Below are 24,367 nucleotides of genomic sequence, written 5' to 3' on the forward strand. Positions count from 1 at the left end.
GCGTACCGCAGGGCGAGACCCGCTACGACGTCGCCCGCGCCTGACCGACGCGGTTGTTGGCGTAGAAGCGAGAGTCTTTTGCCTGAAGGGCGATTGATCCACACCCTGCCAGCCCCGACGATGAGTGGGTCAGACATCCATTCCCCCTCTTTCGGAGCTTTCCCATGAACATCGATCTCAGCAAGCGCAGCGCCATCGTCAGCGGTTCCACCGCCGGTATCGGTCTGGCCATTGCCACGGGTCTCGCGGCCGCCGGCGCCGAAGTGGTCGTCACCGGTCGTACCCAGGCCCGCGTGGACGAAGCCCTCGCCACCATCCGCAAGGACGTACCCAACGCGAAGCTCAAGGGTGTCGCTGCCGATCTGGGCACGGCCGAGGGCGCCGCCACGCTGATCAAAGCCGTGCCGGAGACCGATATCCTGGTCAACAACCTCGGCATCTTCGAACCCAAGGGCTTCTTCGACATCGACGACGCGGAGTGGACGCGCTTTTTCGAAGTGAACGTGAACTCGGGCGTGCGCCTCTCGCGTCACTACGCCAAGGGCATGGCCGAGCGCGGCTGGGGCCGCGTGCAGTTCATCTCCAGCGAGTCCGCCGTGCAGGTGCCGGCCGAAATGGTCCACTACGGCGTGACCAAGACGGCGCAACTGGGTGTCTCGCGCGGCCTGGCCGAGGTGATGTCGGGCACCGGCGTGACGGTTAACGCGATCCTTCCCGGTCCGACCCTGTCCGAGGGCGTCAGCGAATTCTTCGGCAAGATTGCCAAGGACCAGGGCAAGTCGCTGGAAGAGGTCGAGCGTGACTTCATCCAGACCCACCGCCCCACGTCGCTGATCAAGCGCCTTCTGAGCGTTGAGGAAGTGGCCAACGTGTCGGTGTACCTGGCCTCGGAGCAGGCGTCAGGCACGACAGGCGCGGCGATCCGCGTCGACGGCGGCGTGACCCGCTCGATTATCTGAACGCGCGCACCGATCGCCAGGGACGGCGATTGACAATAATGGACGTGACACCTAGATTGCCGCGATAGCCGACCTGGGATCGGCGCACAGGATCAAGGAATGTTCAGTGCTATCGCGGCGTTCGTCATCGCCTGCCTCATGCCGTCCTTCGGGCGGTGGTACGCGAAACGCCGGAAGAAGCGTCAGCCAACCGTACCGTAGAACGGCTCTCGTGCAGCCACGTACTTGTCCAGACGCATCGCCACTGTGGTTGGCTTCAAGCGCGGACCGCGGGCGAAAGTAGCAGGCCAGCACGGTGAAGATCATCGCCTCATGCAGCGGCCGGAAGTCCGCGGTGAATGGGCAGTTGATGAATACGCTGGTGAGGTCGCGGTCGATCCMTCGAGCCATGGTGGCTTACTTCCTGTTCGGCATTTTCCGCGACGTATCCGTCGTCGTCGAGGCGGACGATGGGGCCTTTGGCAGTTCACCGCGCATGTTTCAGCAGCTTCCCCGTCGCACTGGACTACGTCAGGCGCGGAGCTCAATGAGGAACATCTTGCCGCGCACCGGTCTTTGCATCCGTCGCGGAATGATCGGCTTAAGAAAGATCAGTCGAGGGTGCCGTCGACGTAGAACCAGCGCCCGCCTTCGCGCACGAAACGGCTGGTCTCGCGCATGCGCTCCGCACTGCCACCGCCCATACGTAGCCGCGCCACGAACGCCACGATCGCCGTGTCCGGCGTCGGGTTTTCGTGGCGCTTCACGCTGAGACCCAGCCACGTCGGTTTGGGCGATTGCGTCGCCAGACCGAGTTCGACAGGTCGTGTGCTTTCGTGCCACGTCGCCAGCAGGTAGTCCTCGAGGCCGAGCACGTAGGCGCTATAACGCGACCGCATCAGCGCTTCGGCCGTCGGTGCCGCTTCACCGGCATGCCAGCGGCCGCAACAGGCCGCGAGGCTGGCGCCGGACCCACAGGGACAGGGTGTGGAGAGGGGCATCGGCAGGGCCACTGATTCGGGGACCGGCATCCTAGCAGGCAGCGGCCTTAGTCGATCTTGCCGGACACGATGAGTGGCGTGAGGTCGTAGCCCATCGCTGTGGCCTGTTTCTTCAATGACTCGAAGGTCGCCCGATCCATCGTGGGTTCGCGCGACAGGATCCAAAGATACTTCCGCCCCGGCTGGCCCACGAGGGCCCATCGGTAGTCGTCATCCAGGGCGAGCACCCAATAATCGGCCCAGACCATCGGCACCCACGACAGCCAGGCCGGGGCGAAGCGCACCTGCAGCTTGCCTCGGGCGAAATTGTCCGGGCGGCGAGCCACGCCATCGCTGGCGATGGTCTTCCCCTCGGCCGTGACGCAGGCGTTGTGTACGGCGACCGTGCCGTCCGGATTCGGCTCGTAGTGGGCGGTGACGTCGCGCTCGCATTTGCGCTGGAACCACATGGGCAGGCGGGCGATCTCGTGCCAGGTGCCGGCGTAGCGGGCCAGATCGAGGTCGGGCACGGGCGCAAGGGGAACGGTGGCGACGGCGGTGGACGTGACCATGGCCAGAGAAAGGGCGACGAAAAGATCGCGCATGGCGGTGCATTCCTGTGGAGCGGATTCCCTACGATGCCCTGCGGCGGTGAACTACAACTAAATCCTACGAGTTCCCGGCCGATAACGAGGTGGAGCCGACCAGAGACACCGCCGCGATGGGCCCCAAATCAACGCCCCGACCCCTATGGACCCGCCTGCGTGAGAACCTCACCTGGCGGCCGAAGGTCCATTTCGACCAGGAGTCAGGCGTTGTCGTGGTTCACTTGGGCCCGTTCCGTACGCGCGAGGTGGCGATGGAGCGGATCCGGCGCATCGAGGCTGGCAACCGGGACAATACGACGGCCGACACGGTGTTTGTGTTCTTCCATATCGACGGTGAGCCCGTGCTGGCGGTATCCGAGCTGGATAGCGGCTTCGCGGCCTTGGTCGCGGTGATGCGCGAGTACTTCCCGGGCATCGAGAAGTGGGAGGAGGGGGTGCCGCCGGCCCGCTTCCAGCTGGCCTCGGTAGAGTTGTGGAAGCGGCCAACGATCGATAGCAACCCGACCGACGACGATCCGCTCAGTCCGCCGCAGCCCTGACCCGGACGAGCAGGGCCGTGGCGTCTGCTGCTAGCGTGATCTCGCCGACGCCACGCACGCTGTCGCCGGCATGCACGGGCCGCGTCGCGTTGCCATCGATATGCGCTTCGCCGCGAGTCAGATAGACCAGGGCGGCGTCGTTATCGAGCATCAACGTCTTGGGCCCGCGCATCACCTCGATGACGCCCCGCATCGCACCACGACGCACCATCAGATTGAAATCCCGCGTCGCGCCGCCGGCCAGCACGACTTCGACAGCGGCCTCACCCGCGAAGGCAAACGGCAGGCAAGGCGTCGTCAGCGCATGCTCGCGATCGTCATCCAACCTCATCGTGAAGCCATCGCCCTCGAGCAGCACGATGGTCCGATCGATACCCGGAAAACGCGAGAACGGCGATGCCGTGTCGACGTCCGCAATGCTCACGCGCCAGACGAAGTCATCCATCGTCGCGCCGCCTGGTTCAACCGCGATCTCACGCGTGATACCCAGGCCGTTCTTCCACGGCACGGCCTTCAGCGCGGCAAAGGGAATGATGGTCATGCGACGCGCTCGATGTTGCGGGCGAACGGCGGCAGGGCGCGAAGCATGCCCGTGCCGTAGCGTTTGGTAATGACGCGGCGATCCAGCAGCACGATACGCCCGGTATCGGTCTCGGTACGGATCAGGCGGCCGCAATACTGGGTGAGGATGCGCGTGGCATCCGGCACGCTCACTTCGATGAAGGGATTGCGCCCGCGCGACTCCAGCCACTCCGCATACGTCGCGCCCACCGGGTCGGTGGGTACGGCGAAGGGCAACTGCGTCACGACCACGGTCTCGCAGAGCTTGCCCGGCAGGTCGAGACCTTCGCCGAACGAGGCGAGGCCGAACAGGGTGCTGCCCTTGCCGGCTTCGATGTCTTCACGGTGCTCGGCGATGAGTTGCGCCTTCGACAGCGAGCCCTGCGCGCGTACCTTGCGCACGAACTCGATCGGCAGGATCTGCAGCACGCGATCGAGCTTGGCACGAGAGGTGAACAGCACGAGGTTGCCAGCGTCCCAGTCGAGGTTCTTCGCCAGCCAGCCTGACACTTCGCGCGCATGGCCTTCGCGATCGTCCGGCATGGCGGTGAGTGCGGGCACGGTGAGCGTGGCCTGCCTTTCCAGGTCGAAGGGCGAGGGCAGGCTGAGCGTGAGGGCGTCGTTGGGCAGGCCGACCGAATCGGCGAAGCCGCGGAAGTTGCCACCCGCGCTCAGCGTGGCCGAGGTCATCACCACGGCCGAGGCGTTGTCCCAGAGCACGGTGCGCAGCAGGCCACCGGCCGACACCGCGGAAGCATGGCAGACGAGCTGCTGCTCGGGCGTCATCGTGACCCAGCGAGCAAGCGGGGGCGCGTTCTCGCGATCGTCGGTGGACCACGCATACCAGGTGCGTACCTGGCGATCGAGGCGCTCCAGCGCCACGCCGAGTTCGCGCGACAGCGCTTCCTGGGTCGGACCACCGGCCTCCATTTCCACCACGGTACGGCGGACTGTGCGCAGCCAGCGCTGGATGTCCTTGGTCACCAGGTGCAGATGCTCGGCGTGCATCTTCCAGTTCTCCGGAAGTTGGCCGAGCGAGGCACGGAACACGKGTTCGGTTTCGCTGGACGATGGCGTCCACGACATGCGGATCTCGCGCTCGATTTCCTCGAGCGCGCCGGACATCGTCACCAGCTTCTCGTCGCCCGCTTCGAGCGAGAGGTTGCCGATGCTTTCCTTGTCGGTCAGCGAATACGCGGCGTGGATCTGGTTCTGCAGGCGGCCGATGCGACGCACGGCCGTGGCCAGGTGCACATCGGCGGCGCCCCGGTCGATCGCCTTGGCGGGCACGTGGTGTGCCTCGTCGAAAATGTAGAGGGTCTCTTCCGGCTTGGGCAGGATCACGCCGCCGAAGGTGTCTTCGTCGCGCGGCATCGTCAGGTCGGCAAGCACGAGGTCCTGGTTGGCGACCACGATATCGGCCTCACCGATGAGCCGCCGTGCGACGAAGAACGGGCAGACAGCGAAAGCACCGCACTTGCGACCCGTGCAGCCGCCCGCGCTCGTGGTCACCATGCCGCGCACCAGGTCCGACAGCGGCTCGGGGCTGGTGTCGATATCGCCATTCCACTCGCGCGATTCGAAGGCCTGGCTGAGTTTCGCCACGGCCTTGGTATCGCGCTCGGCCGGCGGACGTGCCCAAAGCGCGACGTCGGCGTCGAACTCGAAGCCCCCCTGGGCCGTCGGCTCCGCACCGGCCATGCGCAGATTGCGCGGGCACAGGTAACGGGCGCGGCCCTTGGCCAGGGCGATCTTCGCCTCGACACCGCAAAGGGTCAGGTACTGGGGAATGTCGCGCTGGACCAGCTGTTCCTGCAAGGCCACCGTGGCGGTGGCGATCACCAGCTTCTTCTTCTGGGCGCGAGCGACTTCCAGGCCGGCGATGAGGTAGGCCATGGACTTACCGGTACCGGTCGGCGCCTCGATCACGGCCGCGCCGCCGGGCTCCGCCAGTGCCTTGGCCACCTCGGCGATCATCTTCAGCTGCGAGGCACGCCCGCGGAACCCCGCAAGGCCGTCCTTCAGCCGCGTATACGCCGCGCGGATCGCGGCTTTGGTGTCGTCGGTGAGCATAACCGACCAAGGTTACCTCATACCCGTCTCACCTCACGACGCTCAGGCGTGTCGGTTGATGCCGACAGGGGGCGCCGGGGTACCAGCGACAAGGCCGGCGACCACGTAGGTATGTTCTTCCCATGTGCCATCGGCCTGCTGGACATGGATTTCGACCGGCCGACCCAGGCTGTCGGACAGTCCGGGGGCCAGCGCCTCTGCGGCGGCGATCGCCATGGGCTGCGAGGCGTAACGGCCGAGGGGCATGGAGGCACGGCGTACGATCCACGGTCCCTGTGTCGATTCGCTGTACGGAATAAACAGTTGGGCGGAGCTCGAAGCCATGGGAACCCTCGCTATCGGTGGGTAGACCTGAGATGGGTAGACCTGACGAAACGCGCCCCGGGGGCGCTGAGTCCACGCTACGCCGCCCCGCCGAAAAAACCCGTTAACCCTTGTCGCGCAAGGTCTTGCGGGCGACTTCCTTGCGCCGGAAACAATACGGGGCATGCGAGTTGATCAGGCCGGTGGCCTCCAGCCAGGCGAACACGATGGTCGGCCCGACGAAGGTGAAACCGCGCTGGCGCAGGGCCTTCGAGATGTCCGCCGAGAGAGGGCTGTTCGGCGGCACCGGGCCTTCCCAGGCGATCGGCGCGCCACCCACGGCATCCCAGCAGAACCGGGAAAAATCCTCGCCCGCATCGCGCATGGCGAGGTAGGCCTTCGCGTTGTTGATCGCAGCGCCGATCTTGCTGCGTGAGCGGATGATCCCGGCGTCGCCGAGCAAGCGGGCGACATCGTCGGCCCCATAGGCGGCCACGCGCTCCGGATCGAAGCCCTCGAAGGCCCGTCGGAACCCGTCCCGGCGAGCGAGGATGGTGCGCCACGACAGGCCGGCCTGGAAGCCGTCGAGGATCAGCTTCTCCCATAGCTTGCGTCCGTCGCGCTCAGGCACGCCCCACTCGGTGTCGTGGTAGGCGCGCATGAGCTCGTCGGACTCGCCCCAGGCACAGCGGGCCTTGCCATCGGTCACGCGTTGAAACCGAGGTAATCCAGTTTGCCGATAGCCACGCCGTTATGGCGGAGGATGTCGTACGCGGTCGTCACGTGGAAAAAGAAATTGGGGATGGCGAAGGTCAGCAGGTACGACGCGGCGGTAAAGCTGTGTTCGGTGCCCTTGAACTTGCGCGTCAGGGGGCGTGTTTCGCCGGCCTCGATGACGGCACGGTCCACCGATTCGATCCAGGCCACCGTGCTGTCGATACGTTTGCGCAGATCGGCGAAGGTGGTCTCGTTGTCGTCGAAGGAAGGCGGCTGCACCTCGCCGATACGGGCGATGGCGAACTTGGCCGTGTCGCTGGCGCGCTGCACCTGGCCGGCAAGGGTCAGCATGTCCGGGGCAAGACGGGCGTCGATGAACCGGGCACCATCAGGATGGGCCTCGGCCTTGTCCAGCAGCTCGGCCAGCACGCGGAAACCACGGATGAAGACAGGTACTGACGCGTCGTAAGCGGAAATGGTCATGGCGGGCAGGGCCTCTGGGTTGGGCAATCCGCTTCGATCTGGGGGTGGCAAGGGCATCCGACAAGGCAGGCAGTCTTCGCCCAATCGGTCTACCATCGGCCGCCTTACCCATCGATCCGCGGGTCCCCATGTCGCCAGTCCAAGCCACGACTTCCTCACCCGATGCCATTGTCTCGGTGCGCGGGTTATCCAAGTACTACAAGAGCGGCCTTCGGGCGCTCAACAAGGTGGACCTCGAGATCCGCCGTGGCGAGATCTTCGCCCTGCTCGGCCCTAACGGKGCCGGTAAAACCACGCTCATCAGCATTATCTGCGGCATCGCCAATGGCAGCGAAGGCAGTGTGCATGTCGATGGCCACGACATCGTGCGCGACTACCGCGCGGCGCGTGGCCTGATCGGCCTGGTGCCGCAGGAGTTGTCCACCGACGCCTTCGAGACGGTCTGGGCCACGGTGAAGTTCAGTCGCGGCCTGTTCGGCAAGGCGCCGAACCCGGTGCATCTGGAACGCATCCTGCGCGACCTGTCGCTGTGGGAAAAGAAGGATTCGAAAATCATGGCGCTCTCCGGCGGCATGAAACGACGCGTCCTGATCGCCAAGGCGCTCGCGCACGAACCGCGTGTCCTGTTCCTCGACGAACCGACGGCGGGTGTCGATGTGGAACTGCGTCACGACATGTGGGAGATGGTTCGTCGCCTGCGCGAGTCGGGCGTCACCATCATCCTCACGACGCACTACATCGAAGAAGCCGAGCAGATGGCCGACCGCATCGGCGTCATCAATCGCGGCGAGATCGTGCTGGTGGAAGAGAAGCACACGCTGATGCAGAAGCTGGGCAAGAAGCAGCTCACGCTGTCCTTGCAGAGCCCGCTCGAATCCGTACCGGAAGGCCTGCGCGAATGGCCGCTGGAACTGTCAGGCGACGGCCAGTGCCTCACCTATACCTTCGATACGCAGGGCAACGACACCGGTATCGCCATGCTGTTGCGCAAGCTGGGCGAGCTCGGCATCGACTTCAAGGACCTGCACTCGAGCGAGAGTTCGCTTGAGGATATTTTCGTTAGCCTGGTGAGGGGCGGCGTATGAACATCCATGCGATCCGTGCCATCTATCGCTTCGAAATGGCTCGCACCTTCCGCACGCTGATGCAAAGCATCGCGTCGCCCGTGCTGTCGACGTCGCTGTACTTCGTGGTCTTCGGCGCGGCGATCGGATCGCGCATGGGCGCGATCGGCGGGGTGAGCTATGGCGCCTTCATCATTCCCGGCCTGATCATGCTGTCGTTGCTCAACGAGAGCATTTCCAATGCATCGTTCGGCATCTACATGCCGAAGTGGGCCGGTACGATCTACGAGCTGTTGTCGGCGCCCGTGTCGTATGTGGAAGTGGTGATCGGTTACGTGGGTGCGGCGGCGACCAAGTCGGTGATCCTCGGCCTGCTTATCCTGCTGACGGCGCGTTTCTTCGTCGCCTACGAAATCCAACACCCGTTCTGGATGCTCGCCTTCCTGATCCTTACCGCGGTGACCTTCAGCCTGTTCGGTTTCATCATCGGCCTCTGGGCGGACGACTTCCAGAAACTGCAGGTGGTGCCGTTGATGGTGATCACGCCGCTCACCTTCCTCGGTGGCAGCTTCTATTCGATCAACATGCTGCCGCCCGTGTGGCAGAAGATCACGCTGTTCAACCCGGTGGTGTACCTGGTCAACGGCTTCCGATGGAGCTTCTACGGACAGGCCGACGTGAACGTGCTGGTGAGCGCCGGTGCGACGGTAGGCTTCCTGCTGGTCTGCCTCGGCGTGGTCTGGTGGATCTTCCGCACCGGCTGGAAGCTGAAGGCATAAACAAAATGCAGGAGCCGATTCATCGGCGATCCCGCAGTTGCGGGGAAGGGTGCCGCTAGCACCCAATCGCCGATGAATCGGCTCCTACAAGGAGCAGGAGCGGACGCTTTACGGCTTGCCGATGAAGTCGCTCTTGCCCAGCACGACGCCGACGCCGCGCAGGATGGCGTATGCCGTGGTGCTGTGGAAGTACACGTTCGGCAGGACGAAGCCCAGCAGGTAATCCTGGCCGCGGAACGTCTGTTCGCCGCTACGCGACTTCAGAACCACCACGCGATCTTCGCTGCCATCGATCTGCGCCGGGGTGTACGCCTGAAGCTGCGCGATCACCGTGGCGATGCGCGTCTGCAGTTCCTCGAAGGTGGTCTCGTTGTCTTCCATCTTCGGCGGCTCGACGCCGGCGAGGCGGGCGCCTGCACCCTTGGCCATGTCCGTGGCGATCTGCACCTGGCGGATCAGCGGGAACATGTCAGGGGTGATGCGCGTGTGCAGCAGCACGTCCGGTGCGATGTTGCGCTCGGCGGCGTGGGCAGCACCCTTGCCGAGAATGGCGGAGAGGTTGTTCAGTGCGCGCACGAGGACGGGCACGCAGGTCTGGTACATGGAAATGGACATGGAGGGACTCTTGTCGTGGGTAGCGGCCGGTTGGCCGCGGCGGCGTAGTTTGCGGGTTCGTTGGCGGCGCGTCGACGGGGTCTACGGGTACGATGTCGCCATGAGTCCTCCCGAACCGAATGAAGGCCCCCGCAGGTCCCTGCTCAGGCTGATCCGGCTGGGTCGGGCCCAGGCCGCGCTGGACCGCCTCGCCCGCGACATGCCCCTGCACCGTCGCGTGAGCCAGGGCCTGATGATGGCGGTGAAGGTGCTGGCGGCATCTCTGCTGGCGTACGCCATCGGCCACGCATTGCACACGGAGCAGGCCTTCTGGGCGGCGATCACCGCGATTGCAGTGACCCAACCCAACTTCGGCGACACCCGTGGCGCCGCGCGTGACCGCTGCCTCGGCACCGCCATCGGTGCGGCCGCGGGCCTGCTCGGCCTGTGGATCGGCGGCCCCGGCGAGATACTCTCCTATGCACTGGCCGTGGGCCTGGTGACGCTGGCCTGTTGGACCGCCGGCGCGGGTCCTGCGGCACGCCTGGGCGGCATCACCGCGACCATCGTCCTGCTCGTGCCCAGCCAGGGACCGTCGTGGGAAATCGCGTTCTATCGTGTCGGCGAAGTGGTGCTCGGAACGCTATGCGCGATCGCCGTCGGCTGGCTTGCCTCATTCATTGAAACGCGTGTCATGCGTGACCAGGAGAAAGCGCCCGATGCTCAGGCCTAAACATCGCGAACACCACCGGCTGGATCGCATTGGCTGGCTACGCGCGGCGGTACTGGGCGCGAACGACGGCATCCTGTCGACGGCGAGCCTGCTCGTCGGCGTGGCGTCGGCACAGGCGACGTCGGCCAGCGTGTTGCTCGCTGGCGTTGCCGGACTCGTTGCCGGCGCGATGTCGATGGCGGCGGGTGAATACGTCTCCGTGCGTTCGCAGGCAGACAGCGAGCAGGCGGAACTGGACCTGGAGTCGCGCGAACTGCTCGAGGATCCCACCGGCGAACACAAGGAGCTCACCGAGATTTACGTGCGGCGTGGCCTAGACCGAACGCTGGCCCATGAAGTGGCCGAGCAGCTGATGCGACACAACGCCCTGGAAGCCCATGCGCGCGACGAGCTCGGGCTTTCCATAACGACGGCGGCGAAGCCACTTCAGGCGGCAGCAGCCTCGGCGGTGAGTTTTGCGGCGGGTGCCGTCCTGCCGATCCTTGCGGCGGTGTCGTCACCGCGGGAGCGAGTGGCACTGATCACGGTCGGCGTATCACTTCTCGCACTCGCGATTCTCGGTGCCATCTCCGCGCGGCTCGGCGGCGCGAACCTGTCGCGCAGCGTCGCGCGTATCGTCTTCTGGGGTGCGTTGGCGATGGCTTCGTCGGCGGCGGTCGGCCGACTCTTCGACGCGGCGGTCTGAGCGGGTTTAACCCGAGACGCAGCGGTTACGGCCACCGTTCTTCGCCGTATACAAAGCGAGGTCGGCGCGATCGAACACGGTCTGCGGCGTGTCGCCCGGCTGGAACTGGGCCAGGCCGATGGAGGCCGTCACGCGCACCGGCTGGCGGCTGGCGTGGAAAGCGAGGTGCTGGATCTTGCCGCGCAGGCGTTCGCACACCTGCATGGATTCGGCCTCGTCCGCACCATCGAACAGCACGATGAACTCCTCGCCACCGTAACGCGCGACGAAGTCGCAGGGACGCACGTGCTTGAGCAGCGCCTGGCCGATGATCCGCAGCACGGCATCGCCGGCGGTGTGGCCGTAGGTATCGTTGATGCTCTTGAAGTGATCGATGTCGATGGCCGCGATGCTTAGCGGACGCGTCGTGGTCTGCCAGCTTTCGAAAGCGGCCTCGATGCGCTTCTCGTAAGCGAGGCGGTTGGGCATGCCGATCATGGTGTCGGTCTGCGCCAGTTCGTGCTCGCGTTCCAGCGACCGCTGCAAGGTGTTGCGTTCGGTTTCCAGTTGCTCGATACGCTGGCGCATGCGTTCGGCGCGGTCGCGGTACGCGGTGAGACGCGACCCTTCGCGGTCGCGGAACTCGCTGAAGCACTGCGCAATGGTTTCCAGACAGCTGTTCACCCGCTCGCGCAGGTCGTGCACGTCGTCGTATTCGAGTGCGGCCTCGCTGAGCAGGCGCATCTCGTGGGCGACCGACGCATCCAGCGCCTGGCCATTGGCTTCGCCGGTGGACTGGTCAGCCAGTTCACGCGACATGTACTGGCTGAGTTCGTCGAGCCGGCTGGTGACGTGGCGAAGCACGCCTTGCAGGGCATCGATCTCGCGCTGGAGGCCGAGGCGCTGTTCGTTGATGAGATCGGCAAGGCGATCGCCACAGGTGGCGAGGGCGACCAGGTCGCCCGCATCAGCCACGTCGTGGCGCAGTTCGTTGGCACGGTCAGCCAGGCGTGGCAGCACGATGATGCGATCGACCAGGCGACTCAGCGCGGACTGCACCGACGAACCATGCTCCGTGCGCGTCGGGCGGGTGATCGCGATCGAACGTTCAGCGAGCGTGCCGCGCGGGCGGGCACCCAGGTTGTTCATCGCCTCGGTCAGGCCGTTGACAAGGGGTTCGAGGGTCATCGCGTCCATCGGGCCCTGCAGGGCACCGGACAGACGTTCGATGTGGGGATCGACCTGGTCATGGGCGCCGTGCGCCGCGCGACCGAGACAACCGACGAGCTGGCGCAGCAGGGACTCGGCGGTCCGCCACTGTGCTTCTTCACGGCTCAACCGATCGACGGCCTCGTGATACTTGCTTTCCCAGACCTGGTTGTCCAAACGCACGCCCCAACGGTCGCGTTAACTGCCGAATACGTGCGCCATACTACGAGAAATCACGGGGGTTAGCTCGGCAATTCGGCGTTCGGCCCGGTGTTTCGCTCAACCGCTGCGGACCGAAAATCCTCGCGCTTGAGCCGGGGAGCCACGATGGGCACGGTCAGCATGGTGCTCGCCACCGCCATGAGCAGCAGGGCGGTGAAGGTTTCGCTGGTGATGATGTGGCGGTCGAGCAGCACGTTGACGAAGATAATCATGATCAATGCCTTCGTCTGCAGCAGCCACCCGACGGTCCATGCGTCGCCGCGCTTCCAGCCGAGCAGTTTTCCTGCCACACCCACCCCCGCGAGTTTGCCCACCACGGAAGCCACCAGCAACAACGCCGCGGCGACGAAAACCGCGGTGCCGCCGATCTGCCAGTTCGTGCGCAGGCCGGTGGAAAGAAAATAGACGGGCATGACGACGAGTAATACGTTGTGCCGAAGCCCGTCGAGGCGTTCGAGACTGAACCACTCGCGCTCCATGACGGCTCCGGCGAGGAACGCACCGACCATGAAATGCAGGCCGCACCAGTCGGCGCCATAGCCACAGGCAGCGAGCCAGACGAGGCCGATGAAGTAGCGGTCCATCTCCGTCACGCGTTCCATGAGGCGACGGAAGAGCCACGCCGCCACGGCGAAGATGGCCAGGAAGGCGAGCTGGTGACCGACGCGCTGCCAGTCCAGCAGGATGATCGCGAGAACGGCCCAGATAGCGAGGTCGTCGAGGCTCGCATAGCGCAGTACGCGCTGGCCAAGCGGCTCGCGCAGGATGTCCATCTTCTCCATCAGCAGGATGAGAATGGGCAAGGCAGTCACCGCGCAGGCCATGCCGATGCCGAGGACAAATTGCCACGTGCTCGCCGACTCGCCCATCCAGCCTGCCCGCCACGCCAGCATGCCGATGGCGGCAAGGCAGCCGGTGAGCAGTGGCGCACCCAGGGCGAACGCGGCCGTCGTGCCGCATTCTCGGCGTTGCTTCCATACCTCGCGCAGGTCCAGCTCGATTCCGGCGATCCAGACGAAGATCATCACCGCCCACCAGGCGATGCCGTTGAGCGCCGCGATCACCGGCGGCGCGAACACGGTCGCGTAGTAGCCGGGAAAGATTTTTCCGAGCACCCCGGGCCCGAGCAGAATGCCGGTGAGGATCTGCACCACCACCAGCGGTGCCCAGTAGTCGGTTCGAAACACGCGCCAGATCAGATAAGGCACGCCAAGGATGATCGTCATCGCGATCAAGAACAGTTCCGTCGTGCTCATTCGCTCTCCCCAAGCCCCGGCAGAGCGTACAGGACCGCACACTCTTACGAACACCACCCCGGCTCACCGGTGGCCGGCCGGGCAGGCGCCGATTTATCGGCGATGGCTGCTCGCCGCCTCGCTCAACGATAATCGCAACGCCCGCGCCATCGGCTCGACGTCCCCCTCCACCACCGTCCACACGGTCGCCCCCTCCAGCCGCGCGATCGCATCCCCCGCCAGCTCGCGCGCACGCGCCTCACCCACCGACGGTGCCAGCAATGCCGCCAGCCTGTCGCGCTGTCCGGTGAAGAACCCACGCACCGCGTTCGCCGCGTCCGGGGTATCGGGTCCCGATGCGCCATAGGCCAGATGCAAGCCGACGCAGCGGGTCTCCGCCGACAAGCCACGGGCGATCCGTTCCAGCACCACGCCATAGGCGGCGAGAGGATCGGCTTCCGGCAGGTCAACGAACAGTTCGTCATTGGTCAGGGTGAGTACTTCGGGTACCAGGGCTTCCTTGGTCGGGAAGCGCGTGTACAGGCTGGCCTTCTTCAGGCCGACCTTCGTGGCGAGGTCCTGCATGGAAGCGCCGTCGTAGCCGTGATGTCGAAACAGCTCCCGTGCCTCACGCACGATCGAACCCAGGCTTGCTTTCATCGAATCCTCCGCATAAGCTACCGACCGGTCGGATCTATTTTAACAGATCGGCCCTCGAAGTTCATTCCCCCCGGAGACCCGCCATGAATGCTCCCGCTCCCGTCCTTCCGACCGTCCGCTACCGCAGCCAGGCCGTCGGCAACGTCGATGTCTTCTACCGGGAGGCCGGCCCGGCCGACGCTCCGGTGATCCTGCTCCTGCACGGGTTTCCGACCTCCGGCCACATGTTCCGCGACCTGATTCCGCTGCTGGCCGACCGCTACCGCGTGATCGCCCCTGACCTTCCGGGCTACGGCCAGACGAAGGCCCCGAAGCGGGGCGACTTCGACTACACGTTCGACAACCTGGCGCAGGTCGTCGGTGGCTTCGTCGATGCGATCGGCCTGACCAGCTACGCGCTCTATATCTTCGACTACGGCGCGCCAACCGGCCTGCGCCTGGCACTCGCCCACCCGGAGCGGGTCACCGCGATCATCACGCAGAACGGCAATGCGTACCTCGACGGCTTCAGCGCGGGCTGGGAGTCGTGGCAGCGTTACTGGCGCGAGCCCACGCCGGCAAACCGGGAGGCCACCCGCGACGCGCTTGCGCCGGAAACCATTCGCGACATCCAGTACGGCACGGGCACCGATCTGAGCCGGTTGTCGCCGGATGGCTACACGCTGGATATCGCCTATATGGGCCGCCCCGGCGCCGACGAGATCCAGCTCGACCTGATCCTCGACTACCGCAGCAACGTCGCGCTCTACCCGGATTTCCAGGCGTATTTTCGCGCGCACCAGCCGCCGCTACTGGCCGTGTGGGGCAAGCACGATCCGTTTTTCATTCCGCCCGGCGCCGAGGCCTATAAGCGTGACCTGCCGGAGGCCGAGGTGCACTTCCTCGACACGGGGCACTTCGCACTGGAGACCCATGCGAACGAGATCGCCGGTTACATCCGTGACTTCCTCGGTCGCAAGCTGAAAGCCTGAGGTAGGTCGCCGCCGTCGCCTTCACATCGGCGGCTGCGAGAGTTCCTTCGCATTGAGATAGCCGTCCTTGTTCCGGTCCAGTTTGTGGAACTGGTGGATCAGGTTGCGCTGGAACGCGTCGAGATGGATCGGCCGGGCGCCGGGCCGCATGGGCCCGTCGTTCGCGTCGATCACGCCGTCTCCGTTCACATCCATGCGCAGGAAGCCCTGGCTCATGTAGCGAACGTACTCCGCCTCGTCGACCCGGCCGTCACCGTTCGCATCCATCCGCTGGAGGTATTCAGCGGGAGTGCGCGGATAGTCCTGGGCGGATACCGCGCTGGCGAAGAGCGTGAAAGCCACGAAGGCGTATGGACGTCGATTCATGGGGCGGGAGTCTGCGCGATCGCCCCGCGTTTGTCGCCCCATGCGTCGTGGGAGTACCTTTGGCTTCTTACCCTCCAGCCAAGGGAACGCCGATGATCTACGACAGCATTCTCGACACGATCGGCCGCACGCCGATCGTCCGCCTTCATCGCCTGGCGCCTTCGCACGTCACGCTCTACGCCAAGGTCGAGTCGTTCAATCCGGGTGGCTCGGTCAAAGATCGCCTGGCCATCGCGGTCATCCTCGATGCCGAACAGAAAGGCCTGCTGAAACCCGGCGACACGGTCGTCGAGGCTACCTCGGGAAACACCGGCGTCGCCCTGGCCATGGTCTGTGCGGCGAAGGGCTACAAGTTCGTCGCAACCATGGCGGACAGCTTCTCCGTCGAGCGTCGCAAGCTGATGCGCGCCTATGGCGCCCGGGTGATCCTGACCCCCGCTGCAGAACGGGGTAGCGGGATGGTCCGCCGGGCCGAGGAACTTGCCGCGAAGCACGGCTGGTTCCTGCCGAGGCAGTTCGCCAACCCGGCCAATCCGGCATACCACCGCAGCACCACCGCGGCCGAGATCCTGCAGGACTTCGCCGGCCGTCGCCTCGATGCCTTCGTCACGGGCTGGGGCACCGGCGGCACGCTCACCGGCGTCGGCGAGATGCTCAAGCTGGCCCGTCCCGACACGAAAATCGTCGTCTCCGAACCAACGGCCGCGCCGCTGCTTGCCGACAAACCCTGGTCGCCACACAAGATCCAGGGCTGGACGCCGGACTTCGTGCCCGAGGTCCTCAACCGGAAGGTCTTCGACACCAATATCCCGGTAGACGAGGTCGTGGCCCGCGACACCGCGCGCCGGCTGGCGAAAGAGGAAGGCCTGTTCGTTGGCGTCTCGGCGGGCGCGACAGTGGCTGCGGCCCTGGCCTTCGCCGAAAGCGCCGCAAAGGACAGCGTCATCCTCGCCATGCTTCCCGACACGGGTGAGCGCTACCTGTCGACCTTCCTGTTCGAGGGCGTGGAAGAAGGGTCCGACACCGAATGGCTCGAAAGCCTCGGGTGATCGCCCGGCCTCGGCGGCGGTCCCGTTAATCGCTCCGAACGGGATCGCTGCATTGCCATCACATCGTGGTCGTCACGGTAGTCGCCTGAATTGAAGAGGAGACCCCCATGACCTTTTTGCGCCGCAAGACCATCAGCGAGGCGCTCCTCGCGCAAGCCCGGCAACTCTCGCAAGACTACACACCCCGCGATGCTTACGATCTGGCGCGGGGTTACGCGCGTGACTACGCCGGACGTGCCGGCACGCTGGCCAGCCAAGCGTTGACGACGACCAAAGCGCGGGCCATTAGTGGCCGGGCCGGAAGGAACCGTATGAGACTGGGCATCGCCATCGGTGTCGGTCTTGGCGTGAGTGCGCTCGCCACGGCATGGTTGCTCGCCCGCCGGAAGGCACTTACGCAGGACGAGTACGACGAGCACGACCCCACGCGTTACCGCCCCACCAACGCGAGCGGCGATGCACTCGATGGCACGGGCGAGGACAACCCCGTGCCGGGCGAAACGGGACTGTACTGAGACCGTCGCTTCCGGATTCAGGCGGCCGCAGCAGGCCGCCTGCGCAACACGGCCAACGGCTGCGCCCATGTCGCCCCCGGCCGCCGCTTGCTCGTCACCAGCGTCAGATCCGATGGCTGGAACACATTGACGTTATGCGTGGCCGGCGTGGTCAGGATGTACTGGGCTCGCGTGGATTTCAGGAATGCACCCACCTTGTCGATGTTGAAGATATCCAGATGCGCGAAGGGTTCGTCGATGAAGACGAAGCCGCCGGGACGATCTTCATCGCGCATCAGCGCCACCAGCAACAGCAGCGATTTCATCACCTGCTGGCCGCCGGATGCTTCGCCGTCGTCCATGCCGATCCAGCCCTTCTTGTCGAACTCGAAGCGCACATGCAACGCCGCCGACGCGAGCGTGAGGTCGTCGTTGCTCAACTCCGGGAGCTCGACGTCCACGCCGATGCCCGCCAGTTCGGCGAGTACCTTGAGGTTCTTTGCGTAGCGCCGGACCGTGTTGCGCAGGACCTGGATGTACGCGCCACGTGCTTCGTGCGTGATACGCGAGGCGCGCTCAAGGTGGATGCGGCGCTTCTCGAGATCGAGCTTGAGACCGTCGTGGTCAGTCCACAGCTTCTCGCGCAGCGCGACGACACTGGCATCCTGCTCCCAATGGCCTTCCTCGAGACGACGCTCGATGCGTTCGATCTCGCGGCGCACGGAAGAAGGCGATTCGTAGCGTTCGCGCAACGCGGCCATGGCGGCGCGACTGCGGTGGGCGAGGCCGACATGCGCGCGTTTGGCACGGAAGGCCTTGAGGCGATCGATCTGGTCGTTGCGCAGCTGATGGTGTTGGCGCACGGCATCGGCAAGCTGGTTCTGCACGACCCGCTGTTCGCGGGCGGCGTTGTCACGTGCGTTGGACGTTTTCAGTCGTCTGTCGCGCACGGCCTCGTAGTGGTTCTCGGCAGCCACATGGCTGTCCGCCGTGCGCTGAACGTCTTCTCGCAGGCGCATCTGCTGCTCATGCGCTTCGCTGAATTCGTCGGCGCGGTCGGCGAGCTGGCTGCTTGCACTGGCACCGCGAAGCACGCCTTCGGCATCGGTCGCGCGGGCCAGGGTTTCCTTGCGTTCGCTCGCGATGTCGCGAAGGCGGCTTTCGATCTCGCGCAGCTTCGCCTCGCCATCGCGCAACTGTCGGTCACGCGCGCCGGCACCGAAGTACATATCGTCGACGCCGAGGTGTCGGCCGCCGCGACGTTCGCGGAAGTAACCCTGCGGGGTGATCCAGTCCTGCTCGCGCCCGAACGCCGAACCGTCGGCGATATCCTCTACGCGACGGATACGATCGAGGTTGCGCAGGAGCCAATCCGGCGCCGCGGCGGAGAACTCGACGACCTCGAGAAGGGAGCCCCGCGTGGCCTTCTCCGCGGGTGCCCGATCGGCCACGACGAAGTGCTTGTAGCGATGCTGCTCACCGAGCTTCCAGGCCTTCTCGCGGTCGCGCGGATCGTCGAGCAGGACCACATGGCGATAGCCCGCCAGCACCGCTTCCACGGCCGGCTGCCAGCGCGGTTCGACGATCTCGACAATCTCGCTGAGCATGCTGTGACGGATGCCCGCGCCTTCGAGTGCGCGGCGGAAGTCGGCCTCGAAATCGGGCGTGTAGCGGCGGCCGCTACGCCATGCCGAGAGTTGGCTGGTGAGCGTGGTCAGCTGCTGGCGAAGCGTGGTCTCTTCGCCTTGAAGCGCATTGACACGTGCGCGGGCATCGCGTGCCACATCGGCCAGGCGCTCGTGATCGGCGCCGCCTTGCGCGGCGACCATCTCACGCAGGCGTAGCTCCTGCTTGATCAGAAGATCGTTCTGGGCGAGCTCGGCGCGAGCGGCATCGAGGCTCTTCTGGGTCTGTTGCCGGGCGAGATCGGCCTCGTGCTGCTCGCCGCGAAGGGTCTCTCCACCCGCATCGAACTCGCCGAGCTGGCGCGTGAGTTCGGCATCGCGCGCTTCGAGTTCGCCGACACGACGCTTGACGCCGGTCAGCGGGGGTCGCGCGCCACGGATGCCGGCCCCAAGCTCGGCGAGCTCGGTTCTCGGCAGGATGTCGGCAACCAGGTCGACGCGCTCGCTCTTGAGTGCATTCCATTCCTGGAACGAACGCGCGCGGGCCTCGGCTTCCTGCAGGCTTACGCCGATGAGGGAAAGCTGGTGCTCGAGGCCGTGCTGTTCGCGGTCGGCCTCGTTCTGCTCGTTGCGCGCACGCTGGTAGTCGTCGAGCACGGCCTTGTCGCCGAAGACATCGAAGACCAGGTCCAACAGTGCTTTCGGTGGCATCTGGCAGAGCTTGTCCGTCGCACCCTGTTCGAGGGTGAGCACGCGACGGATGGCCTGTGACAAGCCGGCGCCTTCGAGACGCACGCGATACTCGCGCAGTCCCAGGAAGTCGTTGCGGGCCTCGATTTCCTCCACGCTGACATCGCCGCCGACCACGGCATAGTGTCGCGTCCACTCGCCACCTTTCTTCTGAATGCGGCAGGCGAGCGTGACCTCACGGTCCATCAGCGGAAAGAAGGGGCGCTCGCCGCTCGGCCCCGGCGTGTTGCCGACACGGGCGCGCAGCCAGGCGAAGGGCTTGCCGTTGTGGCGCAGATAGCTCTTGTAGTCGCGATTGCCCGCGCAGTCGATGGTGAGCAGGGTGCGCAACGCATCGAGCAGGGTCGTCTTGCCGGAGCCATTCGGCCCGACGACGGTGACGATGTTCGTGTCCAGCGGGAGGACAAAGCGCTGCCAGTAATCCCAGTGGACGACCTCGAGGCTGCGGAAATCAAACATCGGCGTTTTCCTCGATTTCGTCCATGGGCTCTTCGTCGTCGTCCAGGTCGTGCACCGGAGCGGACGGCGGGCGCGATGCGGCTTCCGCCAGCAGGTCGCCGAGAGCGCCATCGAGGATCCGCCGTGCGGTGCGCTCGTAATCGAAGGCGAGGTCGAGAAGCGGACCTTCGGCGACCTCACCCTTGCGGCGGATGATGAAGCCGAGTCGATTGAGCGTACCCAGGTTGAAACCGACGCGTGTCTTGCCGCCGAGCTTCTCGCCGAAGTCGGCGAGCAGGGTGCGCTCGGCGATCACCGGCGACACCGTAGGGTCTCGCGGAATAGGCTTCTGCTCGGCGAACATCTGGCTCTGCGATGCGGCGGCTTCGACATCCTGGCGCTCGACCTGGCGCTGCCGCTTCGGCAACACGATCAACGCCCAGATGACGACGAGCAGCGCGACACCGTCGCGGTCCAGCTGCAAGGTGTTGGATATCCAGCTGTCGCTGCCACCGAAGACGGCGCGCTCGCTCTTCCTTGTCACGGCAAGGCCGATGTAGGCGGCATAGGGATGTTCGCGGAGTTCGAGCCCGACCGACTCAAGCCGGCGGTCGAGTTCCTCGCGAAAGGCTTCGTCAAGCAGGGCTTTGCGAGCCTGCACGTCGTCGCGCGGTAACCAGCGCTGGGCGAGCAGCCGGGTAACCAGGGTGGCGGTTTCATCATGCATCGGTGGTGTCCTTCGCGACGGTTCGCGGACGCAGGCGTCCTGCGCTCACCAGCGCGATCTGTGGCAGGTCGGTTTCGATCAGGATCGGTTCGATCTCGAGCGCGAGGGGCAGGCGCGCAAGATCGGCCGTGCCGCCTTCGAGTGCCGCCGATTCGGGGTCGCCGAGCAGGCCGAGCAAGGAAAGGCGATACGCGGACAAGGCATAGTCGTCGCCGATCAGCGTATCGGCGAGTTCGCGCGGGCTCACGATGGCAGCGAGCTCGGCATGCCAGTCTTCGAGGAAACGCAGGTCTTCCTCGTCCATCGGCAGATCGGCGGTGTCCGGTGGTTGTTCGGCGCCAGGGAGTGCCGTGCTTTCGGCGGCGAGGCGTTCGCGCTCGAGCAGTTCGAATTCCGCCACGTCCAGGGCGATCTGGTCGTGGATGAAGGACGCCGGCAAGGGCATCAGCAGCTGACCGTCCTCGAAGGCGGCGAGTGCGTCGACATCCAGTGCGCGCAGCCAGCCGACGAGGTCGGACGAGGACAGGCCCGTACGTCCGAGGTGCACGCGGTGCTGGTCGATCTTGTTGAGTTCGCGCTGGAAGATACCGGCCTGGCGCAGCAGGGCACTCTGCGCTCGACCGACGGCCTGGGCGAGCCGATGCGCCGCCGGTTCCAGCTCTTCCTTCTCGGTGATGCCGGCAACGACTTCGGTGCCTTTCTCGACCCACGTCCAGACTGAATCCAGGCGTTCGGCGGCGCGGCGGATCCGGTGTTCGGAACCCGAGAGGACGGCGCGATCGAAGTCCTCCTTCAGTTCGCTCAGGCGCGACAACAGGTGACCGAGCTCGTCCACCGACACACGGCCGATGGCCTGACCCGCGGCGAGCTGCGCCGTGAGGTAACCGAGGCCGTCGTCATCGTCGTTCTCGAACTCCAGCATGACGGCGAGCGCCGCCAGTGCCTTGCGACCGAGGGGGCCGACGCGATAGCGCTGTGTTTCACCGTCATAGACGAGAAGCTCGTGATCCTTCAGTCGCTGGACCACCGTTTCCAGTTTCACCGCGTCGACAAAGGCGAGATGGTCGCGAATCTCCTGCGGCGTCCACTCCGAGGCATGCGAGCGTGCGCCGAGTGTGCGCAACACCAGCAGGCGCAGCAGCACCTGGGCCTCGCTGCCGTGGAACAGGGCGGAAAACGCACGCAGCAGGCCTCGCCCGCGCAACAGCGGGAAGACGGCAGGAAGGTCCTCGGCGACGAAGCCGTCGCGGAAGAGATCCTGCAGGCGTTCGTCGTGGAGGGTGGTGTCGGTCGGTCCGCTCAACGTCAGCGACGGTCGACGCCGACGAAGCGAAGAAACTCGCCTCGTGTGCGGGGATCTTCGCGGAAGCTGCCAAGCATCTGGCTGGTCACCATGGAGACGCCACGCTTGTGCACGCCACGGGTGGTCATGCACTCATGGCTGGCATCGATGACCACACCGACGCCGCGGGGGCGCAGGGTGTCTTCGATGCAGTGGGCGATCTGCGCGGTGAGCTTTTCCTGCACCTGGAAGCGGCGGGCGAAGCCGTCGACGACGCGGGCGAGCTTGCTGATGCCGACGACGCGGTCGGTCGGCACGTAGCCGACGTGGGCGCGACCGATGATCGGGGCCATGTGGTGTTCGCAGTGGCTTTCGAACTCGATATCGCGAAGGACGATCATCTCGTCGTAGCCTTCGACTTCCTTGAAGGTGCGGCGCAGGTATTCGGCGGGGTCTTCGTCGTAACCCTTGAACCAGTCCGAGTAGGCCTTGACCACGCGCTTGGGCGTATCCAGCAGGCCCTCGCGCTTGGGATCCTCACCCGCCCAGATCAGGAGCGTGCGTACCGCTTCTTCGGCCTGTTCACGGGTGACCGGACGGGACTTGGCGTCGTCGCTCATCGGGAGGGATTCCTTGGGCTGCAAACGCTCATTATAAGGAATGTAGGAGCCGATTCATCGGCGATGGGTGCTCGCGGCCATCAGTCCTCGGACTGATCGGGCGTGGCGTCGGCCTCGGTGTCGTCGAGATCGGCCGGCAGCTCCAGTAAGGCTTGTGACTGGTCGCCGGTCAGCGACTCGACGCCGCGAAGCTTGCGCTCGATGGCGCGTGTCCGGGTGCCGGCGCTGTCGATGCTGTTGCGCACCGTATCCAGCTGCTTGCGGGTCTTTTCCAGCACCGTGCCGAACTTGCTGAACTCGTTCTTGACCGCGCCCAGCACCTGCCACACCTCGGACGACCGCTTTTCGATCGCCAGGGTACGAAAGCCCATTTGCAGGCTGTTGAGCAGGGCGGTGAGCGTGGTGGGACCGGCGATGGTGACCCGGTAGTCGCGCTGTAACTGATCGGACAGCCCTGGTCGACGGATTACCTCGGCATAGAGGCCTTCCGTGGGCAGGAACAGGATGGCGAAGTCGGTGGTGTGCGGCGGAGCCACGTATTTGGTGTGGATCCGTTTGGCCTCTTCACGCACACGCAGTTCGAGCGCTTTGCCGGCGACGAGAACCCCTTCGGCATCCGCGGCGTCCTGGAAGTCGAGCAGGCGCTGGTAGTCCTCGATCGGGTACTTGGCGTCGATGGGCAGCCAGACCGGCGTGCCGTCTTCGGTGCCGGGCAGGCGGATCGCATATTCCACGCGGTCGGCGGAGCCGGGAACAGTGGCGACGTTGGCGGCGTACTGCTCCGCCACCAGGATCTGTTCGAGCAGGGCGCCGAGCTGGACTTCGCCGAAGGTGCCGCGGGTCTTCACGTTCGTCAGCACGCGCTTCAGGTCGCCGACGCCCKCGGCCAGGGCCTGCATCTCGCCGAGGCCACGCTGGACGGCTTCAAGGCGCTCGGAAACGAGCTGGAAGGACTGCCCCAGGCGGGTTTCCAGGGTGGACTGCAGCTTCTCGTCCACGGTGGCGCGCATCTGTTCGAGCTTGGCCGCGTTGTCCTGCTGGATGGCCGCCAGGCGGGCCTCCAGGGTGGCGCGGATCTCGCCGAGACGTTTCTCGTTGTCGGTGGTCAGGGCGGTGAAACGCTGGTCGAGCAGTTCGCCGAAGTGCTTGAGCGTGAGCGCGGATTCTTCGCGGGTCTTGCGTGAGTCATCGGCCAGGCCCTGGCGCAGCGACTGCAGGCCGGTATCGGTGCGCTCGGTCAGCTGGTCGAGGCGGCGTCCGAAGCCTTCGATGCGCTCGTGCTGCCGCTCGGCGGCCAGCTGCATCTGCTCCTGAACGTGCGCGCGGAACTGGTTGAAGCTCTCGCCGAGCTCGCCACGGCCGGCACGCTGTTCGTCGCGCAGCACGCCTTCGAGCCGGCGGGTGTCTTCGCGCAGGGCGTCGAGGCGGCCGGCGTTGCCGTCGTCGTGTTTTCCGCGGGAAAGCACGACGAGAAGAAGGGCGATGCAGGCAATGGCCAGCACCAGGAGGACAATGAGGAGGATGCTTTCGAGCGTCATGGGGCGAGAGGGTACACCGGCTTGTGTGGGAGCCGGCTATGCCGGCGATGGGCGCTGCGGCTAAACCGCTCCGTTGGCTTTTCGCCGCTGAAGCGGCTCCCACATGGCTGCGATCGCCGATGAATCGGCCCTACAGAGGGTAGGG

At 65.5% G+C, this 24,367-nt stretch carries 26 protein-coding genes; 9 read left to right on the forward strand and 17 right to left on the reverse strand.

All coding sequences use genetic code 11. The annotated features are described in order from the left end of the window. The first annotated feature begins 164 nt into the window (after positions 1-164). Entirely contained in the window at positions 165-959 is a 795-nt protein-coding gene (locus AC1DT2_RS00405; protein WP_107915744.1) for an SDR family NAD(P)-dependent oxidoreductase, read from the forward strand. A 590-nt stretch (positions 960-1,549) separates the two neighbouring features. On the opposite strand, the gene AC1DT2_RS00410 is transcribed toward AC1DT2_RS00405, so the two are convergent. Together AC1DT2_RS00410 and AC1DT2_RS00415 are read right to left on the reverse strand one after the other, a co-directional pair. Continuing rightward, the gene (locus AC1DT2_RS00410) at positions 1,550-1,939 is read right to left on the reverse strand and encodes a YchJ family protein (protein WP_063574118.1); all 390 of its coding nucleotides are present in this window, start codon (positions 1,937-1,939) and stop codon (positions 1,550-1,552) included. 47 nt (positions 1,940-1,986) lie between these two features. Further along, a complete protein-coding gene (locus AC1DT2_RS00415; RefSeq protein ID WP_477293378.1) occupies positions 1,987-2,523 on the reverse strand; it encodes a lipocalin family protein in 537 nt (178 codons plus the stop codon). 215 nt (positions 2,524-2,738) lie between these two features. Between AC1DT2_RS00415 and AC1DT2_RS00420 the strand changes: the two genes are divergently transcribed. Continuing rightward, positions 2,739-3,065 carry a hypothetical protein gene (locus AC1DT2_RS00420; RefSeq protein WP_477293380.1) on the forward strand — a complete coding sequence of 109 codons (327 nt, stop codon included), beginning with the start codon at positions 2,739-2,741 and terminating at the stop codon, positions 3,063-3,065. Here the strand turns inward: AC1DT2_RS00420 and AC1DT2_RS00425 are convergent. From AC1DT2_RS00425 to AC1DT2_RS00445, 5 genes are all read right to left on the reverse strand, one after another. Continuing rightward, entirely contained in the window at positions 3,046-3,606 is a 561-nt protein-coding gene (locus tag AC1DT2_RS00425; protein ID WP_477293382.1) for a HutD/Ves family protein, read from the reverse strand. The genes AC1DT2_RS00420 and AC1DT2_RS00425 overlap by 20 nt on opposite strands. Continuing rightward, positions 3,603-5,699 (reverse strand): ATP-dependent DNA helicase DinG, encoded by a 2,097-nt coding sequence (dinG, locus tag AC1DT2_RS00430; protein WP_477293384.1) that lies wholly within the window; start codon positions 5,697-5,699, stop codon positions 3,603-3,605. The genes AC1DT2_RS00425 and dinG overlap by 4 nt, the downstream gene beginning before the upstream one ends. Positions 5,700-5,741: 42 nt before the next feature. Continuing rightward, the gene (locus tag AC1DT2_RS00435; RefSeq protein WP_477293386.1) at positions 5,742-6,023 is read right to left on the reverse strand and encodes a DUF2188 domain-containing protein; all 282 of its coding nucleotides are present in this window, start codon (positions 6,021-6,023) and stop codon (positions 5,742-5,744) included. 103 nt (positions 6,024-6,126) lie between these two features. Continuing rightward, the gene (locus AC1DT2_RS00440) at positions 6,127-6,711 is read right to left on the reverse strand and encodes a DNA-3-methyladenine glycosylase I (protein ID WP_477293388.1); all 585 of its coding nucleotides are present in this window, start codon (positions 6,709-6,711) and stop codon (positions 6,127-6,129) included. Further along, the gene (locus tag AC1DT2_RS00445) at positions 6,708-7,202 is read right to left on the reverse strand and encodes a DUF1993 domain-containing protein (RefSeq protein WP_477293390.1); all 495 of its coding nucleotides are present in this window, start codon (positions 7,200-7,202) and stop codon (positions 6,708-6,710) included. Before AC1DT2_RS00445 ends, AC1DT2_RS00440 begins: the two co-directional genes overlap by 4 nt. A gap of 128 nt (positions 7,203-7,330) precedes the next feature. Here AC1DT2_RS00445 and AC1DT2_RS00450 point away from each other — a divergent pair, with 128 nt between their 5' ends. Beyond that, on the forward strand, positions 7,331-8,287 hold the full coding sequence (locus AC1DT2_RS00450) for an ABC transporter ATP-binding protein (RefSeq protein ID WP_063572863.1): 957 nt from the start codon (positions 7,331-7,333) through the stop codon (positions 8,285-8,287). Then, complete coding sequence (locus AC1DT2_RS00455) at positions 8,284-9,045, forward strand: ABC transporter permease (RefSeq protein WP_063572864.1); 762 nt, start codon at positions 8,284-8,286, stop codon at positions 9,043-9,045. Before AC1DT2_RS00450 ends, AC1DT2_RS00455 begins: the two co-directional genes overlap by 4 nt. A gap of 108 nt (positions 9,046-9,153) precedes the next feature. Here the strand turns inward: AC1DT2_RS00455 and AC1DT2_RS00460 are convergent, their stop codons facing one another. Further along, entirely contained in the window at positions 9,154-9,660 is a 507-nt protein-coding gene (locus tag AC1DT2_RS00460; RefSeq protein ID WP_477293392.1) for a DUF1993 domain-containing protein, read from the reverse strand. A 100-nt stretch (positions 9,661-9,760) separates the two neighbouring features. Between AC1DT2_RS00460 and AC1DT2_RS00465 the strand changes: the two genes are divergently transcribed. Both AC1DT2_RS00465 and AC1DT2_RS00470 read left to right on the forward strand, forming a co-directional pair. Then, positions 9,761-10,372, forward strand: coding sequence for an FUSC family protein (locus AC1DT2_RS00465; RefSeq protein ID WP_477293394.1), 612 nt, complete (start codon positions 9,761-9,763; stop codon positions 10,370-10,372). Continuing rightward, positions 10,359-11,057, forward strand: a complete 699-nt coding sequence (locus AC1DT2_RS00470; protein ID WP_477293396.1) for a VIT1/CCC1 transporter family protein — start codon at positions 10,359-10,361, stop codon at positions 11,055-11,057. The genes AC1DT2_RS00465 and AC1DT2_RS00470 overlap by 14 nt, the downstream gene beginning before the upstream one ends. A 6-nt stretch (positions 11,058-11,063) precedes the next feature. Here AC1DT2_RS00470 and AC1DT2_RS00475 read toward each other — a convergent pair whose 3' ends face one another. The 3 genes from AC1DT2_RS00475 to AC1DT2_RS00485 form a co-directional block, all read right to left on the reverse strand. After that, positions 11,064-12,428: a GGDEF domain-containing protein gene (locus tag AC1DT2_RS00475; protein ID WP_213949346.1), complete on the reverse strand. Its 1,365-nt coding sequence runs from the start codon at positions 12,426-12,428 to the stop codon at positions 11,064-11,066. Positions 12,429-12,487: 59 nt separating this feature from the next. Beyond that, a complete protein-coding gene (locus AC1DT2_RS00480) occupies positions 12,488-13,723 on the reverse strand; it encodes a cation:proton antiporter (RefSeq protein ID WP_477293399.1) in 1,236 nt (411 codons plus the stop codon). 93 nt (positions 13,724-13,816) lie between these two features. Next, positions 13,817-14,362 (reverse strand): TetR/AcrR family transcriptional regulator, encoded by a 546-nt coding sequence (locus AC1DT2_RS00485; protein WP_477293401.1) that lies wholly within the window; start codon positions 14,360-14,362, stop codon positions 13,817-13,819. Between the two features lie 83 nt (positions 14,363-14,445). On the opposite strand from AC1DT2_RS00485, the gene AC1DT2_RS00490 reads away from it, so the two are divergent. Then, entirely contained in the window at positions 14,446-15,333 is an 888-nt protein-coding gene (locus AC1DT2_RS00490; RefSeq protein ID WP_063574062.1) for an alpha/beta fold hydrolase, read from the forward strand. A gap of 21 nt (positions 15,334-15,354) precedes the next feature. On the opposite strand, the gene AC1DT2_RS00495 is transcribed toward AC1DT2_RS00490, so the two are convergent. Beyond that, positions 15,355-15,699: an EF-hand domain-containing protein gene (locus AC1DT2_RS00495; protein ID WP_477293403.1), complete on the reverse strand. Its 345-nt coding sequence runs from the start codon at positions 15,697-15,699 to the stop codon at positions 15,355-15,357. A 92-nt stretch (positions 15,700-15,791) separates the two neighbouring features. Here AC1DT2_RS00495 and cysK point away from each other — a divergent pair, with 92 nt between their 5' ends. Both cysK and AC1DT2_RS00505 read left to right on the forward strand, forming a co-directional pair. After that, positions 15,792-16,748 carry a cysteine synthase A gene (gene cysK / locus AC1DT2_RS00500; RefSeq protein ID WP_477293405.1) on the forward strand — a complete coding sequence of 319 codons (957 nt, stop codon included), beginning with the start codon at positions 15,792-15,794 and terminating at the stop codon, positions 16,746-16,748. A 107-nt stretch (positions 16,749-16,855) separates the two neighbouring features. Continuing rightward, a complete protein-coding gene (locus AC1DT2_RS00505; RefSeq protein WP_477293407.1) occupies positions 16,856-17,263 on the forward strand; it encodes a hypothetical protein in 408 nt (135 codons plus the stop codon). A gap of 17 nt (positions 17,264-17,280) precedes the next feature. Here AC1DT2_RS00505 and AC1DT2_RS00510 read toward each other — a convergent pair whose 3' ends face one another. The 5 genes from AC1DT2_RS00510 to AC1DT2_RS00530 form a co-directional block, all read right to left on the reverse strand. After that, positions 17,281-20,076: an AAA family ATPase gene (locus tag AC1DT2_RS00510; RefSeq protein WP_477293409.1), complete on the reverse strand. Its 2,796-nt coding sequence runs from the start codon at positions 20,074-20,076 to the stop codon at positions 17,281-17,283. After that, positions 20,069-20,782: a hypothetical protein gene (locus AC1DT2_RS00515; protein ID WP_477293411.1), complete on the reverse strand. Its 714-nt coding sequence runs from the start codon at positions 20,780-20,782 to the stop codon at positions 20,069-20,071. The genes AC1DT2_RS00510 and AC1DT2_RS00515 overlap by 8 nt, the downstream gene beginning before the upstream one ends. After that, positions 20,775-22,085, reverse strand: coding sequence for a hypothetical protein (locus AC1DT2_RS00520; RefSeq protein ID WP_477293413.1), 1,311 nt, complete (start codon positions 22,083-22,085; stop codon positions 20,775-20,777). Before AC1DT2_RS00520 ends, AC1DT2_RS00515 begins: the two co-directional genes overlap by 8 nt. Before the next feature lie 2 nt (positions 22,086-22,087). Further along, on the reverse strand, positions 22,088-22,684 hold the full coding sequence (folE, locus tag AC1DT2_RS00525) for a GTP cyclohydrolase I FolE (RefSeq protein WP_063572933.1): 597 nt from the start codon (positions 22,682-22,684) through the stop codon (positions 22,088-22,090). A gap of 80 nt (positions 22,685-22,764) precedes the next feature. Further along, positions 22,765-24,222, reverse strand: coding sequence for a DNA recombination protein RmuC (locus AC1DT2_RS00530; protein WP_477293415.1), 1,458 nt, complete (start codon positions 24,220-24,222; stop codon positions 22,765-22,767). Between the last annotated feature and the right edge of the window lie 145 nt (positions 24,223-24,367).

This window comes from Luteibacter sp. P4_E6, assembly GCF_056401535.1.

What these genes read in the sequence shown, in the direction of transcription:
- AC1DT2_RS00405 (WP_107915744.1), top strand. Translation starts at nt 165, where the DNA reads ATGAACATCGATCTCAGCAAGCGCAGCGCCATCGTCAGCGGTTCCACC.
- AC1DT2_RS00410 (WP_063574118.1), bottom strand. Translation starts at nt 1,939, where the DNA reads ATGCCCCTCTCCACACCCTGTCCCTGTGGGTCCGGCGCCAGCCTCGCG.
- AC1DT2_RS00415 (WP_477293378.1), bottom strand. Translation starts at nt 2,523, where the DNA reads ATGCGCGATCTTTTCGTCGCCCTTTCTCTGGCCATGGTCACGTCCACC.
- AC1DT2_RS00425 (WP_477293382.1), bottom strand. Translation starts at nt 3,606, where the DNA reads ATGACCATCATTCCCTTTGCCGCGCTGAAGGCCGTGCCGTGGAAGAAC.
- AC1DT2_RS00435 (WP_477293386.1), bottom strand. Translation starts at nt 6,023, where the DNA reads ATGGCTTCGAGCTCCGCCCAACTGTTTATTCCGTACAGCGAATCGACA.
- AC1DT2_RS00445 (WP_477293390.1), bottom strand. Translation starts at nt 7,202, where the DNA reads ATGACCATTTCCGCTTACGACGCGTCAGTACCTGTCTTCATCCGTGGT.
- AC1DT2_RS00455 (WP_063572864.1), top strand. Translation starts at nt 8,284, where the DNA reads ATGAACATCCATGCGATCCGTGCCATCTATCGCTTCGAAATGGCTCGC.
- AC1DT2_RS00460 (WP_477293392.1), bottom strand. Translation starts at nt 9,660, where the DNA reads ATGTCCATTTCCATGTACCAGACCTGCGTGCCCGTCCTCGTGCGCGCA.
- AC1DT2_RS00465 (WP_477293394.1), top strand. Translation starts at nt 9,761, where the DNA reads ATGAGTCCTCCCGAACCGAATGAAGGCCCCCGCAGGTCCCTGCTCAGG.
- AC1DT2_RS00470 (WP_477293396.1), top strand. Translation starts at nt 10,359, where the DNA reads ATGCTCAGGCCTAAACATCGCGAACACCACCGGCTGGATCGCATTGGC.
- AC1DT2_RS00480 (WP_477293399.1), bottom strand. Translation starts at nt 13,723, where the DNA reads ATGAGCACGACGGAACTGTTCTTGATCGCGATGACGATCATCCTTGGC.
- AC1DT2_RS00485 (WP_477293401.1), bottom strand. Translation starts at nt 14,362, where the DNA reads ATGAAAGCAAGCCTGGGTTCGATCGTGCGTGAGGCACGGGAGCTGTTT.
- AC1DT2_RS00490 (WP_063574062.1), top strand. Translation starts at nt 14,446, where the DNA reads ATGAATGCTCCCGCTCCCGTCCTTCCGACCGTCCGCTACCGCAGCCAG.
- AC1DT2_RS00495 (WP_477293403.1), bottom strand. Translation starts at nt 15,699, where the DNA reads ATGAATCGACGTCCATACGCCTTCGTGGCTTTCACGCTCTTCGCCAGC.
- cysK (WP_477293405.1), top strand. Translation starts at nt 15,792, where the DNA reads ATGATCTACGACAGCATTCTCGACACGATCGGCCGCACGCCGATCGTC.
- AC1DT2_RS00505 (WP_477293407.1), top strand. Translation starts at nt 16,856, where the DNA reads ATGACCTTTTTGCGCCGCAAGACCATCAGCGAGGCGCTCCTCGCGCAA.
- AC1DT2_RS00510 (WP_477293409.1), bottom strand. Translation starts at nt 20,076, where the DNA reads ATGTTTGATTTCCGCAGCCTCGAGGTCGTCCACTGGGATTACTGGCAG.
- AC1DT2_RS00515 (WP_477293411.1), bottom strand. Translation starts at nt 20,782, where the DNA reads ATGCATGATGAAACCGCCACCCTGGTTACCCGGCTGCTCGCCCAGCGC.
- folE (WP_063572933.1), bottom strand. Translation starts at nt 22,684, where the DNA reads ATGAGCGACGACGCCAAGTCCCGTCCGGTCACCCGTGAACAGGCCGAA.